The following is a 13,185-nucleotide window of genomic DNA, read 5'->3' as shown; positions in this document are numbered from 1 at the left end:
ACTCTTCCTCCAGGGAAAGACCGCCTTGTCTCCGCGCTTGCGCTCGTTATACTTCAACATACCTCCACCCTGGTAGCCCACACCTCATGGATATCGCGGAACTCCTGGCCTTTTCCTATAAACAGAACGCGTCGGATCTGCATTTGTCGGCCGGTCTGCCACCTCTTATCCGCGTCGACGGCGACGTCAAGCGCATCAACGTAGACCCCTTGGATGAGCGCGCCGTGCACAATATGGTCTACGATATCATGAACGACAAGCAGCAAAAGGAGTATGAGGAGCGGCTGGAGTGCGATTTCTCGTTCGAGCTGCCGAACATCGCGCGTTTTCGTGTCAATGCTTTTAATCAGAATCGTGGCCCGGGCGCCGTCTTCCGGACCATCCCCTCGAAGGTGTTGACCCTCGAGCAATTGAACGCCCCCGGAATCTTCAAGCAGATCGCCGACCAGCCGCGCGGTATCGTACTGGTTACGGGCCCCACGGGGTCCGGCAAATCCACCACCCTTGCGGCGATGATAGACCATGTCAACGAGAGCCGACGCGAGCACATACTGACCATAGAGGACCCGATCGAGTTCGTGCATACGAGCAAGAACTGCCTCATCAATCAGCGCGAGGTGCATCGGGATACCTTGGGGTTCGAGAATGCCCTGCGTTCGGCCTTACGTGAAGACCCGGATGTCATCCTGGTCGGCGAGTTGCGCGATCTGGAGACGATCCGCCTGGCGCTTACCGCGGCCGAGACCGGTCATCTGGTGTTCGCCACCCTGCATACGAGTTCCGCGGCCAAGACCATAGACCGCGTGGTGGACGTGTTCCCGGCGGCGGAGAAGGAGATGGTACGGTCCATGCTCTCGGAGTCGTTGCGCGCGGTGATCTCCCAGACGCTATTGAAGAAGGTCGGCGGCGGGCGCATCGCCGCCCACGAGATCATGATCGGCACGCCCGCCATCCGCAACCTGATCCGTGAAAACAAGATCGCGCAGATGTATTCGGCCATTCAGACCAGCCAGTCCGTGGGCATGCAGACCCTCGATCAGTGCCTCATGGAACTCGTGCGGTCACGTCAGGTATCGCCCGAGGAGGCGCGCGGCAAGGCGGCGAACAAGGAGGCATTCACGAACAACAACGGGGCGGCCGCCGCCGCGCGGAGGTAGGATGGGCTTCCTCGATCTCCTGCGACTCATGGTCGAAAAAGGCGCCTCGGACCTGTATATCACCGCCGGGGTGGCGCCCAGCCTGCGCGTGGACGGGAAACTTGCGCCGGTGACACGCCAGGCACTCACCGCAGACCAGGCCCGCCAGTTCGTGTACAGCATCATGAACGAGGAGCAGCGTAGCGAGTTCGAGGAGACGAACGAGTGCAACTTCGCGATCAATCCGCAGGGTGTCGGACGCTTTCGTGTCAACGTTTTCCGGCAGCAGCAGCGGGTTGGCATGGTGTTGCGCAAGATCGAGACCCGCATTCCGCATTTCGAGGAATTGAATCTTCCGCCGGTATTGAAAGACATTGCCCTTACGAAGCGTGGCCTCGTGATATTCGTGGGCGCCACGGGTTCCGGAAAGTCGACCTCGCTTGCCGCCATGGTGGGCTACCGGAATCAGTATTCGAATGGGCATATCATCACCATCGAGGACCCGATCGAGTTCGTGCACGAGCACAAGAACTGCATCATCACCCAGCGTGAGGTGGGCGTCGACACGGATTCGTTTGAGACGGCCCTGAAGAACACCCTGCGTCAGGCACCCGATGTGATCCTCATAGGCGAGGTGCGCGCGCGCGAGACGATGGACTACGCGATCGCCTTTGCCGAGACCGGACACCTGTGCCTTACCACGCTCCATGCCAATAGCGCGAACCAGGCCCTCGATCGCATCATCAATTTCTTCCCGGAGGATCGGCGCGCGCAGCTCCTGATGGATCTCTCCTTGAACCTGAAGGCCGTGGTCTCGCAGCGCCTCATTCCAAAAAAGGATGGTGCCGGACGCGTGGCGGCGGTCGAGATCATGATCAACAGTCCCTTGATCGCCGATCTCATCCTGAAAGGTGAGGTTCACGGCATCAAGGAGCTCATGGCCAAGTCCGAGGAGGCGGGCATGCAGACCTTCGATCAGGCGCTGTTCGGCCTGTATGAGGCGGGCCTCATAGATTATGACGAGGCCATGCGCAACGCCGATTCGCAAAACGACCTGCGGCTGCGCATCAAGCTGCACGGCAAGGATGCGAAAGAGGCGGCGCTCGGGGACTCCCTGCGCAACATCACCTTCTAGGCGGAGCGGGGCGCGATTTGCGCTGCATTTGCGCACCGTAACTGGTAAGATGCCGGCGTGTCGATCCCTGTCCCATGTTGCCAAGTACGCGCATGTCCCATGGCGCGGCGGGTGGTTTTTGCATGAACCGCGACCGGCCCATAGGGGTGTTTGATTCCGGCATCGGCGGCCTTACGGTCGCGCACGCCTTGATGGCGGTCCTCCCGAACGAGCGCATCGTCTATTTCGGCGATACCGCGCGGCTCCCCTACGGAACGAAGTCGTCGGCGACGGTGGCCGGATATGCCGCGCAGATCACCGATTTCCTCCTAAAGTGCGACGTCAAGATGTTGGTCGTTGCCTGCAACACCATGGCCGCCGTGGCCCTCCCGGTTGTGACCGGCCGGTCCCCGGTACCGGTCGTCGACGTCCTCGATGCCGGGGCGCGTGCGGCCGTGGCGTCGAGCCGCTCGGGACGCATCGGCGTGCTCGCCACCCTGACCACGGTAAGCTCGCAGGCCTATGAGCGCGCCATCCATGCGCACACCCGCGATGCGCGTGTCGTATCCCAGGCATGTCCGCTGTTCGCGCCGCTCGTGGAGGAGGGTTGGCTGGATCACCCGGTGACCGAGCTTACCGCCCGTGAGTACTTGCGGCCGGTGCTTGCCGAGGAGGTCGACACCCTGGTGCTCGGCTGCACCCATTATCCTTTGCTAAAACCCCTGCTCGCGCGGCTTGCGGGGCCCGCGATCCGGCTTGTCGATTCCGCCGAGACGACCGCGGCACGGGTCGCGGATCTGCTCGCCGCGCGCGACCTTCGGCGCACCGCCGCCGAGGAGCCGGTACACGAATACTATGTGACCGATCTCCCGCAACGGTTTCGGGCGGTGGGCGCCCTGTGCCTGGGACGCCCGCTCCCGGAGGTTCAGCTGGTGCATTGGTAAGACGATGAGCGATATGCCTTTATTGCGCTTCGCGCAGTGGTATTGGCCGGGCAAGCCGCCGCTCGCCGAGGCCTGCTGGGTCGTCGCGACCGTCGCGCGCGTGCGCGCCGCCCAAGAACTGCTGGCCGCGCTTGAGGACACCCGCCAGGGACCGCTCGCGCTGCTCTTGCTCGATGAGGGCGGTTATGAGGGACCGCTGCCGTGGGCGCGCATGCCGGCGCTTGCGCCCGCGCGTATCCTCTCCCGGCTCAAGCCCCGTATCCTGTTGTGTCTCGACGATGATCCGCGCTCCCGGGCACTCGCGGCCGCCGCATCCTGTCCCGTCGTGTGGGTGAACGGCCGCGCCCCGGAGCTCCTTTCGCTTGGCATGGTGGCGGTGGCGAGCGAGGCGGTGGCCACGCGTATTGGTGGGGGTGTGGTCACGGGGGATCCGCTCATCGCGTGGCCCGCGGCGCCGGAGGCGCCGACCGACACGCGGTTTTGTGAACGCTTCCAGGCGGTGCGCAAGGCCGGCCGTTGGATCGTCTATTTTGCCGGTACCGAGCCTGGCGAAGAGGTGCTCGCCTACACGACCTTTCTGGCCCTGTCGGCCGGCAGCGGTGGCCTGCTGGCGCTTGCGCCCGCCGATCCGGGGCGTTATGAGGAGGTCTACCGGGAGTCCATAAAGTACCATCTGACCACCGTGCGCCAGCTGCGGCTCATGACCTCGGAGGTGCCGTCCAAGACCCGCGTGTATTACATCGAGAGCCCCGAAGCGCGCCGCGCCATGCATGATTGCGCGGATCTCGTGGTAGCCGGCGGGACGCTTATCGCCGGCGCGCCCCTGCCGGCCGAACTGCCGGCTGCCAGGGCAATGACTCTGGCCGGCCCTTACCCCCGCGACCCCTTGCTCGCGGCTGCGGTCGATGCCGAAGTCGTGCTGTCGTGCGCGGACGCAGCGGATCTCGCGCGCGTCGCTGGCACATGGCTTGCCGATGCCGCCGGGCGTGCGCGCATGACGCAAGCCCTTGGGCGCTGGACGGCCTCGCAGCCCGGGGCCCGGGCGCGCTTCCTGGCGTGGTTTGCCGAGGTTTCGCGTGGCACGGTGTAGCCCTCGCGTACCCCGGCCCAAAATCCATGCGCATCACGGCCAAGAGCGCCTGCCGCGTGATCGCGGTGTCAGCGCTCTCGAGAGGGGTGCGGATACGGGCCCAGAAACCGCGTACCAGTCAACAACTCCGCCCTAATGGGCCATGCGGCCCACAATGAGGACGGAGCTTGCATCCAGGCTCCACCGCAACTCCGCGTATCTCGAAAGACGCGCGGCTTTGGCTTCATCGCCTGATGCTTCAGGGACGGCTGACAATCGCCCCGTCCTCACCCAGTCTTGCCGGATGAGGAGCGTTCGCATACTGATGTTTCTTGCCGCCACTAAATCGGCATGGAGGGTATGACCACAATGAGCACAAACAAACAGCAGGCCGTTATTGGGTCGATTCTCCTTTCCGGTGTGCCCGCAAATAGAGCACCCCTGACTGGTGTAATCCGCGTCCACCCAAATCGGCACACCACCCGACAGCCGGGTTTTGTACGCGGTTTTGGCCTGCACATCCGCAAAACTCCAACTGCTGACCTTGCGGTTGGCCTTGCGCCGTTTCACCGAAGCGTTCTTCGAGCGGCGACGCTCGGTACGGTTGCGGATATCCTTCAGCCACTCCAAACCCACCATCGCGTGTGGCTCCGCAATGGCCTTACTCACACAGTGCGCCGTATCCGCGTTCAGCCGTCTTTCTCGCAGCGCCAGTTTCCTCAGCCAGTTTCCTCAAAACCGCTTTGGCCCCACGAGTGCCCTTCGCTTGCAGCGCACTCCGTGTACTGGCGGCATGTTCGGCCAAATGCCTCTGGTGCCCGCCGTGATAAAAACGACATTGGCCGCGTGTATTAGATTCCACCGCAATGTTGCGACGGTTCAGATCCACGCCTTTGACGGTGGTGATGCGGTCCATCGGCTTTTCGACCAGTGCCTTGTCGACGGAAACCAGCAGATACCACGCTTTGGAGACCGGGTCCTGCCAGAGCTTGGCGGCACCCAGGGTGATTCCCCGATCCGCCGTGTGCTCCAGCCAGTCCAGATGCCGGTTCCAGCCTTCGTAACGGCACCGAATTCTGCCGTTCAGAGTGCTGATGCTGACCGTCTGGTTTTTGCCCAGAGACCAGTCACGTTTGTGGTTCAGATTCACGGTCAGCGCGGTGAATTTTGGCGCTTTGTCCAGCCCCTTGTAGCGGCGCTTGGTCCAGCCCTTCGCTTTATGGGCAGCATTGGATTTGGCGCGTTCCCACAACGTCTTGTAGGCCGCCGCCACTTGTCGCGGAGCATTGCAAGCCATTTGGGAGAGCAATCCGTACCGCTCCCGCAAATCCTGGTACACCAGCGTTTGCAGCTTCATGCCCTGCGACATCTTGCCATTGGCGAAAGCCACGGCGGATGCGTGATTCAGGGCATTACGGTACGCCAATGCCGTGCGCCGGACCGCGACGACCTGCTCCTTGTCCAGCAGCAATTTCAGTTTGCAGGTCAACGCCTGGCTGGTTGGCAATTCTTCGTCCATGTTCACAACGATACATGGTGGTTATTCAGTTGTGAAGCATCGCCGCTACGCGGCGGCGCTACGACCGAAGGAAGTCCCTGTGGGATCCCTCCCCGCCTTGAATGGCGGGGATTCCCGCGCAAACTGGTTGAAGTCCTGCCACGATGGCCGCGCATGTCTCATGCTGGACCTGCGGGGTGATCGCCGCGATATCTATCCAGCCGCGATCATGGCGAGCACTGCCCCCGAAGGCCCGCCCGCCGCTATTGGACCGCGGGCCGCTCGTAGGCAATGCGCCCTCCGTGGATGGTGACTACGACCTGACCGCGCAGGGGTGTCCCGTAGAACGGGCTATTGCTTCCTCGGCTACGGACCGAGGCGGCGGTCGGTGTCCAGACGGCTTCGGGGTCGTAGAGGCAGATATCGGCGCGCTCGCCGACGCCCAGCGTCCCGCCCGGGATTCCCAGGAGCGCCGCCGGACGATGGGTCACCGCCGCCAGGGCGTCCTTGAGGGTGAGTACGCTCAATTCCACGAGACGCAGGGTCAATGGTAGGAGGGTCTCCAGCCCCGCGATCCCGGGTTCGGCATCACTGAAGGGCCGTTCCTTGGCGTCGGCCTCATGCGGTTGATGGTCGGAGCACAGCCCATCGATTACGCCCGCCGACAGCGCATCGCGCAACGCATCGCGGTCGGCCATGGTGCGTGCCGGCGGACGCAGGCGATAGTTGGTGTCAAAGATGCCGACATCGTCTTCCGTCACATACAGCTGATGGATGGGTGTGTCGGCGGTGATCGCAAGCCCTCGCCTCTTGCCCTCGGCGATCAGGGCCGCGCCGCGCGCAGACGAGATCCCGCAAAAATGCGCGCGCACCCCGATCTCCTCGATGAGCATGAGGGCGCGCGTGATCTCTATGGTCTCGGCGCTCTCCGGGACCCCCGCAAGCCCCAGGCGGGTCGCTATCCGGCCCTCGTGCATGACGCCTGGCGCCGACAGCCACGGGTCCTCGGGCGTCAGGAACACGAGCAGCCCCATGCCCGCGGCATACTCCAGGGCGTGACGCAGGACGGCGGTGTCCTTGATGGGTACGAGGGCGTTGCCGACCCCCACGCAGCCGACCCGACGCAAGGCATGCATGTCCGCGAGATGCGTCCCGTTCAGCGCCCGCGTCAAGGCACCGATCGGCCGTACCCGCGCGCCCCCGCAGGACCGCGCCCGGTCGATCAGCCATTGTGCGGCGACCGGGGTGTCGATGACCGGATCGGTGTCCGGCGGACAGCAGAGTTGCGTGATCCCGCCGGCCAACGCCGCGTGCGTCTCGGTCTCCACCGTCCCCTTGTGTTCGAGTCCGGGCTCGCGCAGCCGGGCGCGCAGATCGACGAGGCCCGGGCACACCACGAGCCCCTGGGCGTCTATCGTGCGTTCGGGCAGGAAGCCCGAGGGCGCCTCCCCGAGGCCGGCAATCACGCCGTCTTGCACAAACAGCGAGGTGGCGGCATCGACGTCATGCGCGGGATCGAGCACGCGACCGCCGATTATGGCGATATTCATGAGGCGCGACCCTCTCCGGCGGAGGCCCCGGCAAGACGCGCCAGGATGGCCATGCGCACCGCGATGCCATTGGTGACCTGCGGCAGGATCACAGACTGCGGGCCGTCGGCCACGTCCGAGGCGATCTCGAGACCACGGTTCATGGGCCCGGGATGCATGACGATGGCGTCCTTGTCGGCAAGCGCCAGGCGCTCGCGAGTCAGGCCATAGAGGTCGAAATATTCGCGGGCGCTCGGGATCAAGGCTCCGCTCATGCGTTCGAACTGGAGTCGCAGCATGATGATCACGTCGGCGCCCGCGAGGCCCGTTGCCATGTCGGTGTGGGCACGGACTCCCAGGGTCTCGACCGCGGCCGGCAACAGCGAACGCGGACCCACGACGCGCACTTCCTTGGTGCCGAGTGCTGTCAGCGCGTGGATCTGCGAGCGCGCCACCCGCGAGTGCAGGACATCGCCCACGATGGCTACGGTAAGCCGCCGGAAATCCCCCTTGTAGCGGCGGATGGTGAACATGTCGAGCAGGCCTTGGGTGGGATGGGCGTGGCGTCCGTCGCCGGCGTTGACGACATGCACGTGGTGGGGCACCGAACGGGCAATGAGGTCGGCGGCCCCGCTCAGCGGGTGGCGGATCACGAACAGGTCGGTGTGCATGGCCTCGAGATTGCGCACGGTATCAAGCAGGCTCTCGCCCTTTTGCGTGGCGGATACGCTGGTATTGATGTTGATGATGTCGGCGGACAGGCGTTTGCCGGCGATCTCGAAGGTGGTGCGTGTGCGGGTGCTGGCCTCGAAAAACAGGTTGACGATGGTCTTGCCGCGCAAAAGCGGCACCTTCTTGATCTCGCGTTCGCCGACGCTGATGAATGATTCGGCCGTGTCCAGTATCTCGCCGATGGCGCCGCCGCTCAGGTCCTCGGTCGTGAGGAAGTGCCGGGCGCGGTGGGCACTGCCGGGCGGTGCCGCCATCATTCGCGCTTCTCCGTGATGCGGATCCCCAGGGGATCGGGTCCCGTCAGCTTGATATGTTGCCACGGTCTCAGGGATATCGTCGCCCCGGCGATGTCGGGTTGCACCGGGAGCTCCCGTCCATCGCGCACGATCAGGACCGCGAGCGCAATGGATGCCGGGCGCGCGAAGTCGAATATCTCGTTCATGGCCGCCCTTATGGTGCGCCCGGTATGCAGCACGTCATCGACCAGGATGATGTGGCGCCCATCAAGGGGGACCGGGAGGTGCGAGGTCTTGACCTGGGGATGTATGCCGACCCGGCTGAAGTCGTCACGATAAAACGAGATATCGAGGGTCCCGAGCGGCTCAACGAGGCCCAGACCTTCATGGACGCGCTCGGCGATCCATACCCCGCCCGTGTGGATGCCGATCAATAGCGGCTTGCGTTCGCCAAAGGCCCGTGCGCCGTCGATTACGCGTGCCAGCGCCTGTCCCACGTCGATCACGGATGCCTCATCCCTTTATCCTGCCTTGCCTTGTTCCTGCCAGCGCGTGCAGTGCTGCGGCTCGTCAAAGAATGCCTGAAGGATCGCCACCGCCGCCAGGGTGTCGAGCATGGCCTTGCGCCGGGTCTTGCGTGCCCCGGTATCCCGGACATGCTCGCGCACCGCAACCGTGGTCAACCGTTCGTCGACCCAGTATACCGGGAGATGATAGCGGCCGTCCAAACGCCTCCCGAAACGCAGACTCAAGGCCGTCATGGCGTTGTCGGTGCCATCCATATTGCGTGGCAGGCCGACGACCAATCCCTGTGGTTGCCAAAGCTGCACGAGTCGGGCGATGGCATCCCAGTCCGGTCCGCTCTTTAATCCAGCGACACATCCGGCCCCCTCGGCGCGAGCGCTCGGAAGGCGTCCGACGGCAACCCCTATGCTCTTCGTTCCGTAATCAAACCCCAGGTAAGTCTGCGCGCTCACGCGTGGCCTGCGTCCCCGCAGAGTTGCGCCATGTCGACGCCGAGCAGGTGGGCGGCGGCCGACCAGCGCGTCTCGGAGGGCGTTTGAAAGAGGATCTCGGAGCTTACCGGCACGCTCAGCCACGCGTTATCGGCGATCTCTTGCTCAAGTTGCCCGGGACCCCATCCGGCATAGCCTAATGCCAGCAGAAAGTGCGCCGGACCCTCGTGGTTGGCGATCGCCGTCAGGACATCGCGCGAGGTCGACACGCCCAGCGTGTCGCTCACCGCCAGGGTCGATTCGTAGGCCCCCAGGGGTTCATGGAGGACGAAGCCACGGTTGTTCTGGATGGGGCCGCCCAGATATACCGCCTGTCCGGCCGCGCGCGGATCGGGGTTGACGATGTCGAGTTGCTGAAAGACATCGCCCAGGGTCAGGTCGACGGGGCGGTTGATGATGATGCCCATGGCCCCTTCCGCGCTATGTTCGCAGACCAGGGTCACGGTGCGAAAGAAGTTGGGATCGCCAAGCCCCGGCATGGCGATGAGAAATTGATTGGCGAGCGGTGTGGTCATATTCATGGGGCCCTCGCAGCGAAGTGGTGGATGTGCGGCCTCGCGCAGCCGACGTCCCTTGAGCGCCGCTTACCCGAGCAGGATGATTGGCGGCTTGCCCTTTCGCCGATGTCCTCTCACCGGGACGCGCAGTCTTAAGGTCGACCTAGTATCCGGCATGCCTGCGGGTCTTTCAAGGGAAGTCCGGGTTTACGGGGTGGCGTTTGTCGAGGGTGCGGTCCCGGTCATATGCCCCCCTTGAAATCGCCATGTCTCAATGATTGGCAGGACTCGAAGCCCGGGCCCGCGCACCGCCGGAAGGGGTGCGAACGGGGCAGCGGTCCGCACCATGGCAATCGCCGCGCGGTCGAGCGCCGGATAGGACGACCGGCGCAGGATCTTGACGCTTTGCAGGCCGCCATTTTTTAGAATCTTGACCTCGAGCACGAGCGCCCCGGTCAGGTCATGCCCCGCGAACATGCGCTGGTACTGCCGACTCCCGATGCGCTCCATGCGCCGAACCCAGCGCATGATATAGGCGGCGTAGGCGAAGCGGCGCGTGGAGACGCCGCCACGACCACGGCCCGTAGCCCGCGCGCGGCGCCAGTCACGGCGGATTTCGGCCTTGAGGCGTGCCTCCTCGCCGGTCAGTTGTCGGGCGATGCCGAGTTGCTCGGCGATTGCGGCGTGCAATTGCCAGACGGGTTTGGCAAACGTGAGGCGCAACGGACCTTGACGGGTGTGTAGCAGCCGGAGGTGATCGACCGGTGAGCGGCGCGCGCGCCGTCGGCGCTGTGGTTGCGGCGCCCCCCCGTCGCGGGCGGTGGCGATGAACGGCGTGTGGGCCGCGCGTTTCTTGTGTACGCCGCCCCCGCCGCGCATATCGACCTGGGCGAGTCGTCGCGCATGGCGCGGCCTGGAATGGCTTGCCGCCTGGACGAGCGTCACATCGAGGGCGTGCCCCGGCGATCCGTGAGGCATGTCGAAGCGTACGCCGAGGATCAGCACGAGATGCAAAAGCCCCGCAAGAAAGACCGCAATGCCGAGGCGGTCGGCGGGCTTCATGCGGCCCGGCGTCATGGCCTGTTGGCGGCCTTGGTCATTTTGCGCTCCAGGACATCAAAAAGGTCGCCCGCGATGTTGAGGTGAAAGAGTCGGTCGAGTTCGCGCAGGCCGGTGGGGCTCGTGACGTTGATTTCAGTCAGGGATTCCCCGATGACGTCGAGTCCGACGAACATGAGGCCGCGCGCGCGCAGCGCCGGGCCCACCCGTTCACAGATGCGCCGGTCCGAGGGGCTGAGCGGCTGGCCGACCCCGGTCCCCCCGGCAGCGAGATTACCGCGTGTCTCGCCGGGCGCGGGCACGCGCGCCAGGGCAAACGGGACCGGTTCCCCGTCTATCATGAGGATGCGCTTATCGCCCTCGGCGATGGCCGGCAGGTAGCGTTGCGCCATGGTAAGGCGCTGCTCGTTGCCGGTCATGGTCTCGAAGATGACGTTGATATTCGGGTCGCCTGCCGCCACGCGGAACACCGAGCTGCCGCCCATGCCGTCCAGCGGTTTGACAACAATGTCCCCATGCTCCCGCAGGAAGGCGTGCAGGGCGTCCTTGCGACTGGTCACGAGCGTGGGAGGCATGCAATCGGGAAACCAGGTGGCGAACAATTTCTCGTTGGCATCGCGCAGACTCGCCGGATCATTGACCACGAGCACCCCGGCCGCCTGCGCGTGCTCGAGCAGGTAGGTCGCATAGATGTAGTCCATGTTGAAAGGCGGGTCCTTGCGCATCAATATGATGTCGGCATCCGCCAGGGCGAGTTCGCGCGTCTCGCCGAGATCACACCAGTCCTTGTCCGAATCACGCACCACCAGGCTCCGTACGCGCGCCACGGGGCGATTGGCGGCAAGCGCGAGGTCGCGCGCCTCGAGGAAGTCCATGCGGTAGCCACGCCGGCCGGCCTCGCGCAGCAGTCCCACGGTCGTGTCCTTGTAGGCCTTGATGTGATCGACCGGATCCATCACCACCACCAGGCGTCGCGTCATTTTGTGCCCCCCGGTGCCCCCTGGAGTTCGCGCGCGGCGGCCAGCAGCGCGAGGCGCGCGACGACTCCATAGGCGTAAAAGCGATTGGGTCCCGAGTCCGGGGCCAATGTCCCATCGGGGTTCGTGCAGCATTCGGCGAAGGCCAGCGACTGGAATTGCATGCCGGGCGCGTTCAGGTTTTCATCGATGCCGCGCGCCCCGTGGAGGCGATAAAAGCCGCCCACCACGAAGCGGTCCACCATATAGACCACCGGTTCCGCCACGGCCTGCTCGGGTCCGAGCGTCTCGAACGTGTAGACGCCTTCCTGCACCATCACCTCCTGGACTGTCTGGCCTTCCTTGATCACCGCCATTTTATTGCGTTGCCGGCGGTTGAGTTGGCGTACCTCGTCGGCATGACGCACGGTCATGATGCCCATGCCGTAGGTCCCGGCGTCAGCCTTGACGATCACGAAGGGTTCCTGGGTGATGCCATATTCCCGGTACTTCTCGCCGGCCAGGCGCAACACCTCCTCGACGTTGTGGGCGAGACAGTCCTCGCCCTCGCGTTTTTGAAAATCGATGCGCCCGCAACGGCGGAAGATCGGGTCTATGAGCCAGGGGTCTATGTCGTTTAGCGCCCCAAACTCGATGGCGAGTTCCCGGTATTGGGTAAAATGGTCGGATTTGAGGCGATTCCACCAGCCAAGCGACAGCGGCGGCATGACCGGCTGGGCGAGGTCCTGCAGGATCGCCGGAGGGCCCGCGGACAGATCGTTGTTCAAAAGTACGAGACAGGGGTTGAAGTCCGGGACGCTGACGCGGTCCCCGGTACGGGTGACCGGCGCCACGGGGATCACGCGCCCGCTCGCCAGGGTCATGTGCGACGGCACCGTGTCGTCCGCCAACAGCGATCCGACGCGGACCTCGTAGCCGGCGCGCTCCAGGAGCATGACGAGCGCACCGATGTTTTCCCAATAGAAGGTGTTGCGGGTATGGTTCTCCGGTATCAGCAGGACACGCGCCGCGCGCGGACACAGGCGTTCGACGGCCGCCTGCAAGGCCTGCACGCACAGCGGGTGGAAGGCCGGGTTGAGGTTGTTGAATCCGGCCGGAAACAGGTTAGTATCCACCGGGGCGAGCTTGAAGCCGGCATTGCGTAAGTCGACCGACGTGTAGAAGGGGACCGGCGTTGTGAGCCATCTCTCATGAAACCACTGCTCGATCCGCGTTTCACGTTCCAAAAACCGCTCCTCAAGGGCCAATAAGGGGCCGGTCAGGGCGGTTGTGAGGTGGGGGACGGGCTGATGTATGGGCTCACAGCTCATGAGCGAACCTCGCAACGTGAAAGAAGGCGAATAGTGACACCATGCGTCAACGAAAGGAAAGGCGCGGG

At 64.3% G+C, this 13,185-nt stretch carries 14 protein-coding genes; 4 read left to right on the top strand and 10 right to left on the bottom strand.

The genetic code is table 11. The features are described from left to right. The first annotated feature begins 86 nt into the window (after nucleotides 1–86). The 4 genes from C4901_RS14660 (at nucleotide 87) to C4901_RS14645 (ending at nucleotide 4,284) form a co-directional block, all read left to right on the top strand. Nucleotides 87–1,157 (top strand): type IV pilus twitching motility protein PilT, encoded by a 1,071-nt coding sequence (locus C4901_RS14660; protein ID WP_110137958.1) that lies wholly within the window; start codon nucleotides 87–89, stop codon nucleotides 1,155–1,157. A gap of 1 nt (nucleotide 1,158) precedes the next feature. Continuing rightward, a complete protein-coding gene (locus C4901_RS14655; RefSeq protein ID WP_110137957.1) occupies nucleotides 1,159–2,271 on the top strand; it encodes a PilT/PilU family type 4a pilus ATPase in 1,113 nt (370 codons plus the stop codon). 122 nt (nucleotides 2,272–2,393) lie between these two features. Beyond that, nucleotides 2,394–3,194 (top strand): glutamate racemase, encoded by an 801-nt coding sequence (murI, locus tag C4901_RS14650; RefSeq protein WP_110138671.1) that lies wholly within the window; start codon nucleotides 2,394–2,396, stop codon nucleotides 3,192–3,194. A gap of 13 nt (nucleotides 3,195–3,207) precedes the next feature. Further along, nucleotides 3,208–4,284 (top strand): hypothetical protein, encoded by a 1,077-nt coding sequence (locus tag C4901_RS14645; RefSeq protein ID WP_110137956.1) that lies wholly within the window; start codon nucleotides 3,208–3,210, stop codon nucleotides 4,282–4,284. A gap of 132 nt (nucleotides 4,285–4,416) precedes the next feature. On the opposite strand, the gene C4901_RS18230 is transcribed toward C4901_RS14645, so the two are convergent. The 10 genes from C4901_RS18230 to gshA form a co-directional block, all read right to left on the bottom strand. Further along, nucleotides 4,417–4,932: a zinc ribbon domain-containing protein gene (locus C4901_RS18230; RefSeq protein ID WP_205736043.1), complete on the bottom strand. Its 516-nt coding sequence runs from the start codon at nucleotides 4,930–4,932 to the stop codon at nucleotides 4,417–4,419. Continuing rightward, nucleotides 4,925–5,782, bottom strand: coding sequence for a hypothetical protein (locus tag C4901_RS18225; RefSeq protein ID WP_205736042.1), 858 nt, complete (start codon nucleotides 5,780–5,782; stop codon nucleotides 4,925–4,927). The genes C4901_RS18230 and C4901_RS18225 overlap by 8 nt, the downstream gene beginning before the upstream one ends. Before the next feature lie 242 nt (nucleotides 5,783–6,024). Continuing rightward, nucleotides 6,025–7,311, bottom strand: coding sequence for a dihydroorotase (locus C4901_RS14635; protein ID WP_110137955.1), 1,287 nt, complete (start codon nucleotides 7,309–7,311; stop codon nucleotides 6,025–6,027). Next, a complete protein-coding gene (locus tag C4901_RS14630; protein ID WP_110137954.1) occupies nucleotides 7,308–8,279 on the bottom strand; it encodes an aspartate carbamoyltransferase catalytic subunit in 972 nt (323 codons plus the stop codon). Before C4901_RS14630 ends, C4901_RS14635 begins: the two co-directional genes overlap by 4 nt. Beyond that, nucleotides 8,276–8,755, bottom strand: a complete 480-nt coding sequence (pyrR, locus tag C4901_RS14625) for a bifunctional pyr operon transcriptional regulator/uracil phosphoribosyltransferase PyrR (RefSeq protein WP_370445988.1) — start codon at nucleotides 8,753–8,755, stop codon at nucleotides 8,276–8,278. The genes C4901_RS14630 and pyrR overlap by 4 nt, the downstream gene beginning before the upstream one ends. A 24-nt stretch (nucleotides 8,756–8,779) precedes the next feature. Next, the gene (ruvX, locus tag C4901_RS14620; RefSeq protein WP_168185755.1) at nucleotides 8,780–9,235 is read right to left on the bottom strand and encodes a Holliday junction resolvase RuvX; all 456 of its coding nucleotides are present in this window, start codon (nucleotides 9,233–9,235) and stop codon (nucleotides 8,780–8,782) included. Then, on the bottom strand, nucleotides 9,232–9,795 hold the full coding sequence (locus C4901_RS14615) for a YqgE/AlgH family protein (protein WP_110137951.1): 564 nt from the start codon (nucleotides 9,793–9,795) through the stop codon (nucleotides 9,232–9,234). Before C4901_RS14615 ends, ruvX begins: the two co-directional genes overlap by 4 nt. Before the next feature lie 183 nt (nucleotides 9,796–9,978). Next, entirely contained in the window at nucleotides 9,979–10,833 is an 855-nt protein-coding gene (locus C4901_RS14610; RefSeq protein WP_168185754.1) for an energy transducer TonB, read from the bottom strand. An 11-nt stretch (nucleotides 10,834–10,844) separates the two neighbouring features. Next, nucleotides 10,845–11,810, bottom strand: coding sequence for a glutathione synthase (gene gshB, locus C4901_RS14605; RefSeq protein WP_110137949.1), 966 nt, complete (start codon nucleotides 11,808–11,810; stop codon nucleotides 10,845–10,847). Next, nucleotides 11,807–13,117 carry a glutamate--cysteine ligase gene (gene gshA / locus C4901_RS14600; RefSeq protein WP_110137948.1) on the bottom strand — a complete coding sequence of 437 codons (1,311 nt, stop codon included), beginning with the start codon at nucleotides 13,115–13,117 and terminating at the stop codon, nucleotides 11,807–11,809. Before gshA ends, gshB begins: the two co-directional genes overlap by 4 nt. Nucleotides 13,118–13,185: the final 68 nt, after the last annotated feature.

The sequence above is a fragment of the Acidiferrobacter sp. SPIII_3 genome, assembly GCF_003184265.1.
In the GTDB taxonomy this organism is placed as follows: domain Bacteria; phylum Pseudomonadota; class Gammaproteobacteria; order Acidiferrobacterales; family Acidiferrobacteraceae; genus Acidiferrobacter.
The sequence above is the reverse complement of the archived record's forward strand: the minus strand, read 5'-3'. Positions and strand labels throughout refer to the sequence as shown.

Coding starts and splice junctions, on each gene's coding strand:
- C4901_RS14660 (WP_110137958.1), top strand. CDS start 87: ATGGATATCGCGGAACTCCTGGCCTTTTCCTATAAACAGAACGCGTCG.
- C4901_RS14655 (WP_110137957.1), top strand. CDS start 1,159: ATGGGCTTCCTCGATCTCCTGCGACTCATGGTCGAAAAAGGCGCCTCG.
- murI (WP_110138671.1), top strand. CDS start 2,394: ATGAACCGCGACCGGCCCATAGGGGTGTTTGATTCCGGCATCGGCGGC.
- C4901_RS14645 (WP_110137956.1), top strand. CDS start 3,208: ATGCCTTTATTGCGCTTCGCGCAGTGGTATTGGCCGGGCAAGCCGCCG.
- C4901_RS18225 (WP_205736042.1), bottom strand. CDS start 5,782: ATGGACGAAGAATTGCCAACCAGCCAGGCGTTGACCTGCAAACTGAAA.
- C4901_RS14635 (WP_110137955.1), bottom strand. CDS start 7,311: ATGAATATCGCCATAATCGGCGGTCGCGTGCTCGATCCCGCGCATGAC.
- C4901_RS14630 (WP_110137954.1), bottom strand. CDS start 8,279: ATGATGGCGGCACCGCCCGGCAGTGCCCACCGCGCCCGGCACTTCCTC.
- C4901_RS14615 (WP_110137951.1), bottom strand. CDS start 9,795: ATGAATATGACCACACCGCTCGCCAATCAATTTCTCATCGCCATGCCG.
- C4901_RS14610 (WP_168185754.1), bottom strand. CDS start 10,833: ATGAAGCCCGCCGACCGCCTCGGCATTGCGGTCTTTCTTGCGGGGCTT.
- gshB (WP_110137949.1), bottom strand. CDS start 11,810: ATGACGCGACGCCTGGTGGTGGTGATGGATCCGGTCGATCACATCAAG.
- gshA (WP_110137948.1), bottom strand. CDS start 13,117: ATGAGCTGTGAGCCCATACATCAGCCCGTCCCCCACCTCACAACCGCC.